The organism is Pleionea sp. WD8-19 (genome assembly GCF_055326765.1).
The window spans coordinates 56,543-72,575 of sequence record NZ_JBUZOU010000013.1 but is presented as its reverse complement, the minus strand read 5'-3'; the positions used below and the strand labels follow the sequence as shown (position 1 = coordinate 72,575).

The window sequence follows — 16,033 nt, the reverse complement described above, 5'->3', positions numbered from 1 at the left end:
GGTACTTCCAGTTATTCATTACCATAGCGTTAATCTTTCAATTTTCCCAGTAAAATCTCTTTATCACTCGGTCGAAAAACCGGCCATCGCTCGACTATTTGATAGTGAACGCCAGATTTAATAAATACGGACTCCATAAGACAAAATGATTTAACGTTCGTGGATATTGGCGGATTGCAGTAGAAATCTACCGGAGGTTTGGCATCGCGAGCAATCGTGAGATGCGGATGAAAGCGCCGCTTTTCTCGTTTAATAAAGTTGAAGTCTCTTAATCGAGACTGAATAAAGTTTGACAACTGGAGCAGGCTTTCTCGACCTTGCTGAACCTCAAGAAATAAGGTGCCGTTTTTCGGAAAGTAGCCTGACTGTGTAAAAGATATATCGAAGGGTGGCTGCTGCGGAACCGTCATTTCATCCACAATATTAAATACCTGATGATTGCTGACATTTCCTAGAAATTGCAATGTAATATGGTAATTATCTTGCACGGTTCGGTTGCCATTTATCGGCTGGCTGTTTGCCCAAAGTGCAATTTTCTGCTTTAACTCAGTGCTGAAGTCAATGGCGAAAAAAAGTCGGTGTTGGCCTTTATTGCTTAGCTTCATAAGTCGGTTTTATGTGATAACATCTGCGTTGCTGTAATTATCACTCAATCCTGCCAGACGGGTTATGACTACAAACAATAACACGAAAAAATTGACCTTAAAAAAGTTTTTCTTACGGTTATCTTTGATCGTTACTGTTTTATTAGCAGGGTTGGTCATTTATTGCGATTCCGAAGTTCAACAAAAGTTTGCATCAAATCGCTGGCTTGTTCCTGCTAAGGTATATGCGCGTTCAAAGAGCTTAATTGCGGGGGAGGTTGTTACGACTGATGCACTGAAAAGGGAACTGATAATGCTTAATTATCGCCCGGTTATTAAAGCAACGCGTCCCGGCGAATTTGAGCTCTACGACAACGAATTTATTATCTACTTGCGTGGCTTTCATTTTGCTGAAGGGTTTGCGCCGGCGAGAAAAACCGATGTGAAAATTCAGCAAGGGAGAATTGTTGACTCTCGATTGTTGATGGAAGGCGCTAGTGAATGGACACTGCGACTGGAACCCTTGTTGATTGATCGTGCCAACCCATTGGTGAGTGAAGATCGTAACCTGGTGACATTGGATCAAGTTCCTGCTGTATTAATCGATGCGTTATTGGTGTCGGAAGATCGTGAGTTTTACCAGCATTGGGGACTGTCTTTACGTGGGATTGCACGTGCGCTTTCACAAAATCTGAGCGAAGGAAAAATTACCCAGGGTGGTAGTACCCTGACTCAACAGTTGGTTAAAAATTATTTTCTCAACAATCGTAAATCGTTTTGGCGTAAAGCGCGAGAAGCGATTATGGCGCTGATACTGGAGTGGCGTTACAGTAAAGACGAGATTCTTCAGGCCTATATTAATGAAGTGTATCTTGGGCAACAAGGAAGCCGAGCGATCCACGGTTTCGCTCGCGCCAGCCGGTTTTATTTTGATCGTGATATCAGTGAGTTGTCTTTGTCTCAATCGGCTACACTCGTGGCACTGGTTCGTGGCCCGTCCTATTATCAGCCACATAAATACCCGCAGCGCGTTTTAGCGCGTCGAAACCTTATTCTGGAGCAAATGCTAGAACAGGATCGCATCACTCCCGAGCAGTGGCAAAGTGCTCAGCAAAAATCGTTGCAAGTGATTGCTTCACGCAGCAAGAGCAGCGGCAATATGCCAGCCGTCATGAGCATGGTTCGACATCAACTCAAACAATTTTACTCGTTGGAGCAGCTCAATCATGATGACCTTGCCGTGTTTACCTCTATCGATCCGCTGGTGCAAAAATCGGCGGAACAGGCACTTGTTAGTCGAACACAGTGGTTGCTCGATAACCATTCCAAGACTCCCGATGCATTGCAAGGCGCGTTGGTTATCAGTGATCGGCAAAACGGAGATATTCTAGCCGTGGTGGGCGATCGCGATCCTGATTATGCAGGCTTTAATCGCGCTATTCACGCCTATCGACAAACCGGTTCCGCCATCAAACCTTTTGTTTACCTGACGGCTTTGCAACGCGCTTCGCAATTTTCCTGGGAAACATTGTTAGAAGATCGCGAGTTCAGTTTAACGGCCAGTGATGGCTCCAAATGGACGCCACAAAATTACGATAAGCAAGAGCATGGTGAAGTGCCACTGCACCAAGCGCTCACTCATTCTTACAACCTTTCTACAGCGCGATTGATGTTGCAGGTCGGTGTCGACAAACTGGTCGATACGCTCTATGACGCCGGATTTCAACGAGAGCTAAAAGCGTTTCCTTCGCTCGCACTGGGCGCGCAGGAAATGTCGCCCTGGGAGCTGTTGAAGTTGTATCAGTTGTTGGCTACAGGAGGATTACGAGTCGAGTCTTCCATTGTTAAAGCAGTCGTTGATAGTCAAGGGCAGTTGCTTGACCGATATCCGGTCACAGCGGAACAAGTTATACCCGCCGAAAGTGTTTATTTGGTTAATCGTATTTTGCAACAGGTCGTGCGCAATGGAACCGCGCACTTTCTTGGTAGTCGTATTCCTTCGCTGCAAGTGGCAGGTAAAACTGGGACAACCGATGATTTAAAGGACAGCTGGTTTGCTGGTTTTAGTGAAAATTACTTGGCTGTTGCTTGGCTCGGAATAGATGATAACCGACCAACAGGATTAACCGGCGCTTCCGGTGCGATGTTGGTGTGGATGGATGCTATTCGCCAAATCGAATACGAGCCGCTGACGTTGACTAAGCCAGCTGGAATTGTCGAAGCCAAGTCGGGCTGGCTTGGCGACTGCCAGCCTTTTGTTGCTGGATTTATCCCTGCCGAGTATAACGAATGCTAGATGTTCAAAGCGTAAACAGTACTTAACTGTTTAGGTTAAATTACCAATATAAAAGCTTGAAATAATTTACTCATTTACGTAATTATAGTGTTTGAAAAAGCACAATAGCAGGACCGAGATAAACATGAAGCCGTTTCAACTGGATACCCGATTACAAAAGGATTGTGAGGTTGTTGCTGACCTTAAGTTAAGTCGATTGTTATTGATGAACGATGCCCAATATCCGTGGTTGATTTTAGTACCACGCGTGGCGGAGGTTCAAGAAATGTACGAACTTGAAATTCCCGAACAGCAGCAGCTCTGGACGGAAATTGCAGAGATCAGCAAACTACTGAAAAACTTATATTCTCCACTTAAAATCAATATCGGCGCGCTGGGAAATATTGTTCGTCAACTGCATATTCATGTGATTGCTCGGTTTGAAAACGATGCTGCCTGGCCAGGGCCGGTTTGGGGGGCGCATCCGGCCAAAAATTATCAAGCCGAACAACTTGAGGCCGTTAAAGTAAGGATACTTTCTGCTATTACCGAAAATGAACTCACTGTTAAGTAATTTTTCCATAAGTTCACGGTAAACATTTTTACCTCAGCATTACCATAGCTGCGCCATTTTTTTGCCCGTTTTCATCCGTATCGTTGTCTATTTCAATGAACGGAGAAGACAATGAATTTTTCACTATTCTGGAAAGCCTGCTTCCTTGGGCTTATTTTGCTTGTACTCTTTATCATGCTGATCAACATTGAGAGTACCATTCGTGAACGCGAAGATTTTCAGCAGCATGCGCAGCACTCGGTTGCGCAAAGCTGGACCAGTGAGCAGTCGCTGGTGTTTCCAATTTTGGTCGTACCCTATCAAAAAGTGGTTAATGAAAAAGTATGGGACGAGCAGCAGCGGCTTTATCGTCATGAGCCTCGTTATCTGAATCAAGTCGCTTATTTTCCACTGGAATCTGCAAACATGAAGGCTGTGCTAAAGTCACAAAAACTGAAGCGTGGGTTGTTTGATATTCCGGTGTATCAGGCTGAGGTCAATATGCAGGGTTGGCTCGATGCATCGCCTTATTTGTCATTTAAAGAAAGTCGCGATGTACGATTCCAACAACCGCCTTATTTGGCCATCGGTGTGAGCGACCAACGTGGTATTAGCGGTGATCCACAATTAACGCTAGATGGCGAGTTGGCAAACGTCATTCCCGGAAGCGGGTTAGAATTCAATCCGAACGGATTTCGAGTGGAACTTCAATCTCTTGAAAAAAGTCAGACCGTCACTTTAAGTTTTCACCTAAAAGGAATGAGTCAATTAGCGTTTTTACCCAGTGCTCGAAGTATTGACCTTTCCGTCAGCAGTGATTGGCCACATCCTTCTTTTATAGGGGCTTTTTTACCGGATCAACGAGACATCAGTGAGCAAGGGTATCGAGCTTCCTGGCGTACCAGTTATTTTGCTTCCGCTGTTGATGAAAGATTAGAAGAGTGCAGCAAAGGAGATTGTTCGGCTTTAATTCAGCTTAACTTTGGTGTTAAGCAAATTGAACCGGTTAATCACTATTCCATGTCGGAGCGATCGGTCAAGTATGGTTTGTTGATTATTTTTCTGACCTTTGCAGGGTTTATTTTGTTTGAAGTGATCAAAAACATACGACTGCATCCGGTACATTATCTGCTTGTTGGAACCGCACTGACGGTTTTTTATTTGTTATTGGTGGCGCTGTCGGAACATTTGTCTTTCGGATTTTCTTATTGGCTTTCTTCTACCGCTTGTTCATTACTTATTTGGAGTTATATGAGTTACCAATTGGGCAAGCTTCAAGCAATAGGATTGTTGGTTGGGTTGATGGGTTTATACGCTGTGCTCTATCTGATCATACTATCGGAAGATTATGCGCTTATTTCAGGAGCCATTTTGTGCTTTGGTTGTTTGTCACTCATCATGTTGTTGACACGCAAAGTCGATTGGGAGCAATGGGGCAAAAAGAAAAAACAGGTCGCCGCTCATATTGAATAGGACGATAAGTGAAGGTTTCTACTGTTAATAACGAACAGAGCTAGAAACCTTCTAATAATTCGATGAACTTTTTATTGAGGATTTAATTCAACTACAGAAAGTTTATCCATAATCAGTTGCTCAGCAAACGGGTAATCAATCGCTGATAAACTGTCTATGTTTTCTGTCAATTGGTCGAGGATGGCATTTTGTATTTCGCCTCGTGCTTTGGCTTCGGTATAAGGTAACCGGTGAAACATTACCATCGAGTAACGTGGTACAAAACGATTGGGGCAACGTTTTTCCAGTTCAAAGGCGAGTTGCTTTTTTAACAAAAAACGTGGGTTGTTCACCGAGTCGCGCATTTCAATGTAATTCTCGATGGCCATATCGGCAATGGCATTTCCGTTGGGGTAACGTAAACGATCGGTTTCGGAGAAAATTTGTTGCCAGTTGCCCGTGAACTTATCGATTTGACGATCCAGCTCGGATACATCTTCAAAACCGCAGTTCATTCCCTGACCATGAAAAGGCACAATGGCGTGAGCGGCATCGCCAATTAAAAGTGCTTTATCCTGATAATGCCAGGGAGCACAACGCACCGTTGCCAAGTTGCCGGTTGGATTTTCAAAATAATCTTTAGTTAGTTCTGGCATAAGCGCTAACGCATCGGGAAACTGCTGTTGAAAAAACGCGAGCAGTGCCGCGCTATCGTTAATGGATTGAAAACTGATGTCGCCTTGATTAGGCATAAACAATGTAACCGTAAAACTGCCGTCTTTATTTGGTAACGCGATAACCATATAGCCGCCACGCGGCCAAATATGCAGAGCTTCAGACTCCATTTTAAAATGGCCGTTAGCATCGTGTGGAATGCTGAGTTCTTTGTAGCTGTGACCCAGTGGTTCGACCGAATGGTGTGTCGATTGACGCTTATGAATGGCATCGCGAACGGCTGAAGCGCTGCCGTCGGTGCCAATCACGCGTTCAAAGGGGCGTTGATATTCTTCACCGCTGATTTCATCTTTTAAGAGCAATTGCATATTGTCAAAGTCAACATCGATACAGCGTTGATTAAAATAGAGGTTAACGTTGCCGTGTTGTTCTGCGGCGGTCATACACAGTTTATTTAAATCGGCTCTCGACACCGAATAAATCACTTCTTCCGGTCGTTGTCCGTATGGCTGTAAAGTTTGGTTGCCTTCTATGTCGTGGATCATGCGCCCTTTCATTGGTGTTAACATTTTTTCCACTGCTGGCATGAGTCCAGCTTGTTGTAATGGATAAATTCCGCGATTGGCCAATGCCAAATTGATGGAGCGACCGGCAGAAATGCTTTCTTTTCGCATGTCGGGGCGACGTTCGTAAATGTCGACCGAATAGCCACGTTTGGCAAGAAATACGGCAGTTAAACTGCCTACCAGTCCGGCACCAATTAAAGTGATTTTTTGCTGTGTGTTTTGACTCATAATGCTTCCGTTAGACCTGCAAACTTTGTTTTAGTATTTGAACGAAACGGTAGCAATCTTCAAAGCTATTGTATTGCGGAACCGGTGCCACTCGAATCACATTGGGGTAACGCCAGTCTCCGGTAACGCCTGCAGCTTCAATACGTTCAAATACCACTTTGCCATCCAATCCGTGTGTATCAACAGTAAGACTCAGTTGACTCCCATGCTCATCACTGTTTTCCGGTGTTAAAATGGCAATATCGTCGCCCAATTCCTGTTGCAATAAAAAGCGCAGAAATCCAGTGAGCTTTAATGACTTCTCGCGTAGCGCGTCAATACCTCCAGCTTGTTTGATGGTGTCGAGCGAAGCACGAATAGCTGCTAACGACAGAATAGGAGGGTTCGATAACTGCCAGGCTTCGACACTTTCAATGGGATCAAAGTGATTTTCCATTTTAAAGCGCGTCTTTTTATTATGTCCCCACCAGCCTGCAAAGCGTGGTAAGTTTTTATTACTATGATGTCGCTCATGCACAAAACAACCCGCGACAGAACCGGCACCCGAGTTCAAATATTTATAAGTACACCAGCAGGCAAAATCCACGTTCCAGTTGTGCAGTTGCATCGTAATATTGCCGGCCGCATGCGCCAGATCAAAACCAACGTTGCATCCTTTGGCATGACCGGCCTCGGTGATCGCTTTCATATCGAAAACCTGCCCCGTGTAATATTGCACGCCGGGTAACATAATTAGGGCAATACTGTCGCCTTCGCGCTCGATCACATCGAGAATGTCTTCAGTCCGAAAGGTACTTTCTCCATCGCGCGGCTTAATCAATAACAAGGCATCGTCAGGTTTGAAACCATGAAATGTTACTTGAGACTCTACCGCGTAGTGATCGGAAGGAAAGGCATGATCTTCGATCAAAATTTTAAAACGTTTTTCCGTCGGGCGATAAAAACTTACCATCATAAAATGCAAATTAGCGGTGAGGGAGTTCATCGCGACCACTTCAGAAGGTTGTGCGCCAACGAGTTCGGCAAAGCCATCGGTTAAAAATTCATGATAAGGCATCCATGGAAAATCTCCTGAAAAATGACCTTTTACGCCAAGTTTTTGCCATTGAGATAATTCATAATTCAAATATTCTTGTGTTCGCTTTGGTTGCAAACCCAGTGAGTTGCCACAAAAATAAATTTCGTCTTCACCATTGGCTTGTTTTGGAATATGAAACTCATTGCGCAGATCGTGTAAGGGATCATCGGCATCCATTTGTTGTGCAAAAGTTAAGGTATTTTTGAATGGAAAGCGGTAACTCATTCAATTATCTCCACAGGGTATAGCAGCGGACGACTCGGCGCCGCATCAGATTGAAAAGGGGCAATGTTTAAACTTAATAGGTAATGACCATCGTTGATGGCGTCACTGACGTAGATCATTTCGGTAATGGTTTTTTGCTGAAGCACGTGACCGTCGAGCTCGAGCGATTTATCTTTTACCTGCCAGAATTGGTGATGATTGCTCAGTAACCCTTCATCGTACATTTTGTCGATCGATGGGAAATCAACGCATAAGTGTTTGACGCCTTTTGCGTTCAAATAGTCGATGGCTTCGCTGGTGAAAAAGGGCGGTTGATGATCGATATCGTATGTTTGGCGCATTTTTACCTGCGGATTGGGTAATGTTCGAATGACGAGCGCTTCTAACCAATGATGATCAATCATTGAAAGCTCCTGCACCAACATGGCTTTCGATATCACCTTATCGTTTTCTTCCAGCTCAGGTCGATAACTATCGTGTGTTACTGCGCCATGTTCCGGTAACAGAGTAATGACCGTTGCTGGTACAAGCTCGCATGCTAATTCGCCAACGGCAACTGGAGAATCAATGATATGAGCGACCGATTCGGTGTGGGTGCCATTACAATGCGGTACCAGTGTGACTTGTTTTACATTGCAACTGCCACCTCGAGAGGTATCGCCGACAAAACCATTGTCTTCCAGTGTTAGTTGGGTGGCTTTTTTTGCACCAAAGTGATTGGGTTGCGGTCCGTTGAAATCGAGTGGAATAGCCAATGAATGTGGCTCGTTTGCTTTTACCCGATAGCGGTTATCCGCCAAAGACAGGATCAGTTTCATGATTCAAACTCGTATTGGTTGTGTGGCATGACGTTCCCACAAGCATCGCAGGTACGTAATTCTTCGCTGGATAAAAAACGATTGAACACGGCCCCAAAGTCTTTTTCAATATCGCGAAGTGGAAAGCGTTCTTCGTACAACTTATGGTTACAAGCTTCGCAAAACCACATTAAGGCATCTGTGTCTTCCGGCCGACGCACCTGCTCAATCACCAGACCGATGGAGTTTGCGAACCTTACAGGAGAGTGAGGAATTTTGGGTGGTAATAAAAAGATTTCGCCGGCTTTAATCGGGTAATCGACCACTTGGTTGTTTTGTTGGGTACGTAGTAACATTTCACCTTCGAGTTGGTAAAAAAACTCTGGACCTTCATTGTAGTGGAAGTCCTTTCGTCCGTTTGGCCCACCAACCACCATGATGATCATGTCACCTTCGCGGTAGACTTCTTTGTTGCACACCGGTGGCTTCAGTTTGTCACGGTTGTTATCGATCCATTGTTGAAAATTGATCACTTGCATCGGTGCACTCATAGCGACTCCTGGTTTCAAACTTTAAATTTTAATTGCACGGGCAGTCCCAGTGTGTTTCCGTTGGGTTGCGTTACTCCACCACCACAGCCTACAAGTTATGAGCTGCTATTGGCTTACTTTTAATCAATCGTTGCAACGCATTTGAGCTCGATTGCTATAGGCGTGGGCAGCGCATTGATCTCAATCGTCGTTCGACAAGGCTGGTTGTCTTTGAAATATTCGGCATAAACCTCATTGTAGGTTTTAAAATCATCTTTCATGTTCGTTAGAAAAACGGTGACGTCGATTAACTGTTCCCAACTGGAACCGGATTCTTCGAGGATCCAACGAATATTATCGAACACACTGCGACACTGTGCGGCAATATCGTAGTCGACAATTTGGCCATTGGCATCAAGAGTTACACCGGGAATGTCTTTGCTACCCCGCTGGCGAGGGCCGACTCCAGAGAGAAATAATAAATTGCCAACTCGGCGTGCGTGCGGATAAAGACCAACGGGCTCTGGCGCTTTTTTTGAATCGATGCGCTGGCTGGGATTTGAACGGTTTTCGGTCATGATTCATTCCTTCAAAGGTATCCGATTATTGTAGTTGAAATAGAACGCGCAAACAGTAAGGTCATACCGCAGTAATTTGAAATGAGGTTCGTGCTTAAATGTAGACGTTTTTGCAGCCGTTGCGGCTGGCAAAAATGGCGCCTGAAGACTTGTTGGGGGTAATTATTACGTTCATGTGGGAGGTTATACTGTGAAACCCCTATGTTTGTCAAAGGTTGGGGTGGGTTGTTATTTAGCTGAACAGGTTGCCGTTTAAAATAAGTGGCGTCCTGCCACAGGAGTTCCTTGTCTCATAGGTCGGTTTTGCGCTTGATGTAACTAGAAGTCGGCACAAAATAGCGTCATTCCTTGAAAAAAAGTACCACTGCTCATGCTATTTTGAGTCGTCTTCCATTTACAAAGTGGTGTCTATTCAAAGCTTAAAGTCAGTTACTTCAACCGTTGTTAGAGCCGCTTTTATTCGGATCTTGCTCCCAGTCCTCACACTCTGGATATGGGGTACAGCTTTTGGGTTGTATTATTGGTTGTTCCATTATTGAGGGTTGTATTTGTGACTTGTAAGTTGTAGACAGCTCTATATCGCCGCCAAATAGCGATGCGATCAGTAACCACCAGAAATTGTTCATTAACATAGCTCTAACCTTGTGGTTTGCGGAAAAAATTAACGGCTTAGTTGAGACGTCTCACTAAGTCAGAGTGTAAGGGATTGAAAAAAAAGAGGTGTGATTTCTAGTGATAGAACGCGTGAATAATATCGGGCATTGAGAAAATAGCTTAAGTTATCTCGATAATAAATATTGAGCTTACAAAAGAATAAACTCGGTGTATCCCTGCGTTGAGCGAGTGGTAGCGAGCCACTCGCCCGACTGAGGCGCGCTGATTTGAGTCGAACCTAACTCGGGATTGATCAGTTCAATTTTGTCGCCATTGCGAGATATGAAATACAGTTGTTGATGTGGTCCTGTCTGGCGCACCAAGTATAGGCCTTGTTGTGTCAAGCTCCATTGGTTAGTGCTGGCATAGTCGGTTGTAATAGGTAGCTCATGAGAAGTTTGAGCTTGGGTGTTGATGTAGCGAATGCGTTTACTATGAAAGTTCCAAGCGTAAAGAAACTCACCATCAACGGATTCGATGACCATGAACGCATTCGGAAACAACTCAAACAGAGTGTCTTCTCCACTGTCGGTATTGAGCTGGTATTGACTGTGGTGGCCGTTATTGTGTTTGGCAATGAGTGCGTGAACAGAGTCTGCTCGCCAGGAAAAGTTGTTGATATAGGCTTCTTTTTGGGTGCTCCAATACAGCTTTTCGGTATTAAAGTCGTAGACAAACCATTGACCGTCGGCGCTGCCTCCCAGTTTTTGACCATTAGGGCTAAAGCTCAGCGAAGTGAAGCGGGTAATACGACGCAGCTTGGTCAGCCGGGTTTCTTGCCCCATTTCATCTCGATACCAAATCTGATACAGACCGGTGCGATTTGAAATCCAAGCCAATCGCTTGCCATCGCTGGATACGGTGGGTAGGTACTCACGGAACGAGGTTTCTACCATTGGAATGGCGGCTTTGTTATCGAGTCGATCTTTCACAATAGCTGTGCGTGAGAGTCCGCCTTGCATTGCCGCTATGCGGTTATCCTGGTAATCAATAATTACGGGCGCATAAATGGGCGTTGAGGCCTGCGCTATGATTTCTTTTTTACCTTCTTGTAGGTTTTTCCGAATCACTCGGTTGTAATCATCTTTGTAAATCAAAAAGCGGTCGTCCGCTGACCAGCTGACTTTATACAGGGTAAAGTTTACAGAATCTACCAGACGGCTTTCACCCGTCGCAATATCTAACACCCAAACTTCTTTTTTATCACTGGTTTTGCTACGTAAAAAAGCCAGCTTGTCACCTTGGTGTGAGAGTTCGAGAAAGTAGTCGCCTTTGCTCGCTGGGTAAGGGGTTGTGAGCTGAATATTTTCCTGTGTATCGAATGCATAGGAATAGAGCGTGTAAGGTGAGTTGAGTGCATCGTCTTCAGCGATATACAGTCCGCGGTTATCTTTCCAGAGCACTGCCTGTGCTCCCATAGTGCCTTGCGGGCAAGCTCGAGCGGCCCGTGGTTGACGTAACTGCTTCAGTTCACTATCAAACTCGGCCACCATAAATGTACAGTGATTGCCTTCGAAGCGTGTAAACGTCAAGAAATTTCCGTCTAGCGACCATTTAGCGTGTTTGTCGTTATAACGTCCGTCGGTTAGAGGTAGCAATAGCTCAGAATTTAAGTCGCGTAAATACAACTGCCAGTTGGATTTTCCGCGCGGCTGATAGCTATAAACCAGGTATTTGCCATTTGGAGAAGTGGATGGGAAAAACTCCAATCCATCAAGGTAGGTCACGGGGGTATAGCCATGACTGTAAAGCCGTGTTTTATCATGGGTTGGAAATGGAAAAAGAAGCCAACTGATAACCGCGATGGTGGCCAGCGACATGAGTAATGATAGCCAGATAACGGGAGAGCCGAAGCGTGCTGCCGACCGGCTAAGTGAGTTGTTTTTGCGAGAAGCTGCAGGGCAAGGGCTTACCGGAAAGTTGAATCGGTAACCGTATCCGGGGCGGGTTTCAATGCCGGTTTTGTCATCGTCCTCGAGTAAGTTTCGGATCTGCCTTATATATTGGCGCGCAGATGTTTCTCCTATGGTCACTTTTTCCGAAATCAAATGAGTCAGTTCGGGAATACTGATGAATTTGTGTCGATTGGCGATCAATACCCGCAGAGTATGCAGTACTTTTGGGGGAATCGATTCAGTAGCGCCATTGGGCCTTGTGATAGTACCTTGGTTAAAATCGACCCGATGATTACCAATTTGCCAAATATGGGTAATAGAGTCCGAAACAACAGCGGGTTGTCCCTCTTTCAGATCTTCCATTGGTGGTATTCCTCAGTACAACTTTGGTTCTTAATTTTATCTGAAGGATCAGTCACCGGTATTGTACAACACCAGTAAAATTCAAAACCCTCTGTTACAAGAATAATAGTCTTTCGAGATTTCACAAGTTGGATTGTCTTGAGCAGAGATTAATGGAGATTGCTATTGCGAGCAATCATTGATCATTCTTTAGGTATTTAAAGGTGGAAACCATTCCTTTATCGCAAGTTGGCATTTCTGAAGTGAGATAAATGGATTAAAAGTCGATGTATTTCTTGATTTGTGATTGTAATGACATTGCTGTTTTTGCAAAGCCTTCTAGACTATTGAATGTCTACTCTTGAGTAATAGGAAGCAGCACTTCAATTTCGACTTCCTTCCTACCACTTCTAATCTGGCGTTCTTGTTTTGCGTGCTGCTCCAAATACTTTATTTCTAAAAGCGATGTGTTGTTTAAGAAGAAGCCCTTCTGTCCTTGCTCAAGAAACGTGGCAAAGTAAAAGTACTTTTACCATAAATTGTAATGGAGAATCATCATGGAAAAAACACTGTTTGAAAGCGATAAAAATGCAGCACGAAAGGTGGGCGTGATCAACCCGTATGCGCTCGCCGAATATATTTCTGGCCGGCGAATCGATTGGCACAAAGTGGATGATGTGCCTCAGTTGTTGGAAAACCTATTACAAACACCTTACCAGGAACTGTTTGACCCGAAGTTCGAAGGGCCTCTGTATATTGGATTAAAGCTAAATAAACAAAAACAGCTGGAACGATTTCGCTCCCCTCTACTGGATGTAACACTTAATACTGATATTAATGATCTCGAGTTACCGCTCGACCAATTAACCGAAGTGAAACAGTTAGGTGATTTAGGGGCGCGTTTTCAGGTAGACGATGTTACGCGCTTGCAAGTGCAGAAAATTGATCTTTGCAATCCGCATACAATCGCTCTCACTATTCGAATTCCGGAAAAAGAGCGGTTGCAATCGCTGGCCAAAGTTTTTCGCCCAGAAATCATTAATTCAGTGGCTTTTGATCCAGAAATGAAACACGGTAAAAAGGATGGCTGGACACCGGCTAATGCAGTGTGGCAAGACAAAGGGACTTTCTTTAATGAAACCGCCGAGTTTTTTGATCCGGTTCAGGGCGCGGTGGCAAACTGTTATTTTATTGCCGCTTTGTCTGCTGTCGCCTGGGCGACGCCCTATCGTGTTTCACACCTAACCAGAGCGACCGGTACCGGCCAACAGCAATTCACTAATTTAATTAAGTTCTTTAAGCCCGACAGTAATGGTCAAATTGATAAAGAAGTTGAAGTGACCGATACGGTTCCGGTGAACAGTACAACGGGTAACTTTATCTATTGTCGTTCTAGCGAGGCAGGTGAGATTTGGCCAGCAATTTATGAAAAAGCATTTGCCAAATTAGAAACGGGTACTACAACAGACCACCCAGACATCACAGCGACCGGTTGGGGGGATTGTGTGTATGCTACTGCACAACTTAATGGTGGTAAGCGCTTCTATTATAACAATGAGTCATTAAGTGGTAATCAGATTTGGGATCTGGTTCGCAGTAATTCTATGGGGCGACGTACTATTCATCCCATGACTTGTTGGACGTATGGTAGTGCGCCTGATGGTCTGGACTATAACGATGCCAATATCGTTGGTTCGCATTGTTATACCATTTTAGGTTGGGATTATCATTGCAACAAAAAATACGTGTTGTTGCGAAACCCTTGGGGACAAAAGGAAGCCTCCGTAGGCTCACGTAGTGGTACTGTGTACTTGCACGATGTGAGCTGGTGGCGTCCGATTCAGTTGGCGAACCCGGATGGTACTTTTGCAATTGAAGCATCGGTCTTTAAGCAGTATTTTGCCGGACTCGGTGTCGCTAAATAACATTCGAAGCGAATACGCTATTCAAGCTATGTAAAGGATTATGACTTTGACAGGCATAGTGAATGTAGAACTATTCAGATGTACCAAAGCATTTAATTGTGCCTGTTGAGGTCGTTCGCTGAAGGGCATTGTTCACCTACTTATTGATTTGTAAAACATCGACTTCTGTGAGCCAGTTCAAAAAGAAATAACAAAGCACTGTTTAAACGATTCAACCGCTGGCATAATTTCGCGCCAATAATAATCATATACCCACTCAGGGAAAGACGGGTCGATTCGTCAGTTTTAATTGACAATGGTTTACCGGGGAATCGTTACTCTCAATGTTTCAATCAATAAAAAAACTGAGCCCTTTTGCGCTCTGGGTTACCTTTTTTTACCTAATTTCAGCGGCGGTATTTGTATTGGCGTTGACCATTCCGCATACCCCTATCGGTGCATTAACGCCTGTGCGTGTGGCCATTTTTTTTCTATTGTTACCCATTTTAATTAAGTACGCTGTGCAGTTGATCTCTTCATTTGCTTACGGTTTTATCGATAAGCGACAGCGACTGGAACTTGCTCGGCAACCTAAAGTTTCGGTATTAATTCCCGCATGGAACGAAGAAGTTGGGATTATCAAAACACTACGCTCTGTCGTCAATGCGCAATACGTTAATTTAGAAATTATCGTGGTAAATGACGGTTCAACGGATAATACGCATCAATTGGTTTCTCGTTTTATTGCTAGCCACGAACGAAAAAAACTTCCGGTGAGTATTAAATACTTGCGTTTACCTAACGGTGGAAAAGCAAAAGCGATGAATGAAGCTTTAAAAGTCGCCGATGGTGAGTTTATTGTTACGATTGATGCTGACAGCGTTATGGACTCAATGGCGATTACGCGTTTGGTACAACGATTCAGCTCTAAAGATGTTGCAGCCGTGGCCGGAAATGTCGTGATTGGAAACCGACGTAAACCCATTGAAATTTTGCAACAACTTGAGTATCTGTATGGTTTCTTTTTTAAGCGCGCTGACTCGCTATTTGGGTCGGTATATATCATTGGTGGCGCTGCCGCGGCTTATCGTAAAACAGCATTAATGGATGTAGGTGGCTTTGATGAAAATATCATTACAGAAGACATTGAAATGTCGACAAGACTTTTACACCACGGCTACAAAACTCGATATGCCGCTGACGCGGTTGTTTATACTGAGGGACCTTCCGATTGGAAAGCGTTGTGTCGGCAACGGTTACGCTGGAAGTATGGGCGTATATTAACCTTTTTAAAGCATGGTAAATTATTTTTTAGTTTGCAGCCTCAACATTCCAAGTATCTTTCTTGTTTAATACTGCCACTTGCTGTGTACTCGGAAATTTTGTTATTGATGGAAGGTGTATTACTCAGTATTTTTTATGGATACACTATTTTTACTGCAGACTATTTGCCTTTAGTGTTTGTTATTTTATTTATTACATCGCTGGTAGGGTATCAGGTGATCAGTGACAGTCAGTCACGTTTTCATTTAAACCTGTTACTTTTGGCACCGGTTGCGTGGGTGGTATTTTACATCGTCGATATTGTAGAGTTTCAGGCATTATTTCGTAGTTTAAAGCGATTGAAAAATCGCGAAACATTGCAGTGGCAGAAGTGGCAGCGAGTGGGGTTGATGTCATCTGCGATAAAGTGACTG

General features: G+C 44.2%; 13 protein-coding genes. 5 read left to right on the top strand and 8 right to left on the bottom strand.

The genetic code is table 11. The features are described 5' to 3' along the window. Positions 1 to 29: 29 nt before the first annotated feature. Positions 30 to 605, bottom strand: coding sequence for an RNA 2',3'-cyclic phosphodiesterase (gene thpR, locus ACTUJY_RS14995; protein WP_463616924.1), 576 nt, complete (start codon positions 603 to 605; stop codon positions 30 to 32). Between the two features lie 64 nt (positions 606 to 669). Between thpR and mrcB the strand changes: the two genes are divergently transcribed. The 3 genes from mrcB to creD all read left to right on the top strand — a co-directional run bounded on the left by mrcB (position 670) and on the right by creD (position 4,885). Continuing rightward, on the top strand, positions 670 to 2,880 hold the full coding sequence (gene mrcB, locus ACTUJY_RS14990) for a penicillin-binding protein 1B (protein ID WP_463616923.1): 2,211 nt from the start codon (positions 670 to 672) through the stop codon (positions 2,878 to 2,880). A 124-nt stretch (positions 2,881 to 3,004) separates the two neighbouring features. Beyond that, entirely contained in the window at positions 3,005 to 3,433 is a 429-nt protein-coding gene (locus ACTUJY_RS14985) for an HIT domain-containing protein (protein ID WP_463616922.1), read from the top strand. Between the two features lie 111 nt (positions 3,434 to 3,544). Beyond that, a complete protein-coding gene (gene creD, locus ACTUJY_RS14980; protein WP_463616921.1) occupies positions 3,545 to 4,885 on the top strand; it encodes a cell envelope integrity protein CreD in 1,341 nt (446 codons plus the stop codon). 71 nt (positions 4,886 to 4,956) lie between these two features. Here creD and ACTUJY_RS14975 read toward each other — a convergent pair whose 3' ends face one another. From ACTUJY_RS14975 to ACTUJY_RS14945, 7 genes are all read right to left on the bottom strand, one after another. Beyond that, complete coding sequence (locus ACTUJY_RS14975) at positions 4,957 to 6,333, bottom strand: FAD-dependent oxidoreductase (protein ID WP_463616920.1); 1,377 nt, start codon at positions 6,331 to 6,333, stop codon at positions 4,957 to 4,959. 10 nt (positions 6,334 to 6,343) lie between these two features. Further along, positions 6,344 to 7,636: a kynureninase gene (kynU, locus tag ACTUJY_RS14970; protein ID WP_463616919.1), complete on the bottom strand. Its 1,293-nt coding sequence runs from the start codon at positions 7,634 to 7,636 to the stop codon at positions 6,344 to 6,346. After that, on the bottom strand, positions 7,633 to 8,454 hold the full coding sequence (locus tag ACTUJY_RS14965; protein ID WP_463616918.1) for a cyclase family protein: 822 nt from the start codon (positions 8,452 to 8,454) through the stop codon (positions 7,633 to 7,635). The genes kynU and ACTUJY_RS14965 overlap by 4 nt, the downstream gene beginning before the upstream one ends. Beyond that, positions 8,451 to 8,984, bottom strand: a complete 534-nt coding sequence (locus tag ACTUJY_RS14960; RefSeq protein ID WP_463616917.1) for a 3-hydroxyanthranilate 3,4-dioxygenase — start codon at positions 8,982 to 8,984, stop codon at positions 8,451 to 8,453. Before ACTUJY_RS14960 ends, ACTUJY_RS14965 begins: the two co-directional genes overlap by 4 nt. A 119-nt stretch (positions 8,985 to 9,103) precedes the next feature. Next, positions 9,104 to 9,541 (bottom strand): RidA family protein, encoded by a 438-nt coding sequence (locus ACTUJY_RS14955; protein ID WP_463616916.1) that lies wholly within the window; start codon positions 9,539 to 9,541, stop codon positions 9,104 to 9,106. A gap of 434 nt (positions 9,542 to 9,975) precedes the next feature. Next, positions 9,976 to 10,167 (bottom strand): hypothetical protein, encoded by a 192-nt coding sequence (locus ACTUJY_RS14950; protein WP_463616915.1) that lies wholly within the window; start codon positions 10,165 to 10,167, stop codon positions 9,976 to 9,978. Between the two features lie 177 nt (positions 10,168 to 10,344). Next, the gene (locus tag ACTUJY_RS14945; protein ID WP_463616914.1) at positions 10,345 to 12,453 is read right to left on the bottom strand and encodes a winged helix-turn-helix domain-containing protein; all 2,109 of its coding nucleotides are present in this window, start codon (positions 12,451 to 12,453) and stop codon (positions 10,345 to 10,347) included. 536 nt (positions 12,454 to 12,989) lie between these two features. On the opposite strand from ACTUJY_RS14945, the gene ACTUJY_RS14940 reads away from it, so the two are divergent. Together ACTUJY_RS14940 and ACTUJY_RS14935 are read left to right on the top strand one after the other, a co-directional pair. Then, positions 12,990 to 14,357 carry a C2 family cysteine protease gene (locus ACTUJY_RS14940; protein WP_463616913.1) on the top strand — a complete coding sequence of 456 codons (1,368 nt, stop codon included), beginning with the start codon at positions 12,990 to 12,992 and terminating at the stop codon, positions 14,355 to 14,357. 323 nt (positions 14,358 to 14,680) lie between these two features. Continuing rightward, the gene (locus ACTUJY_RS14935; protein ID WP_463616912.1) at positions 14,681 to 16,030 is read left to right on the top strand and encodes a glycosyltransferase family 2 protein; all 1,350 of its coding nucleotides are present in this window, start codon (positions 14,681 to 14,683) and stop codon (positions 16,028 to 16,030) included. Positions 16,031 to 16,033: the final 3 nt, after the last annotated feature.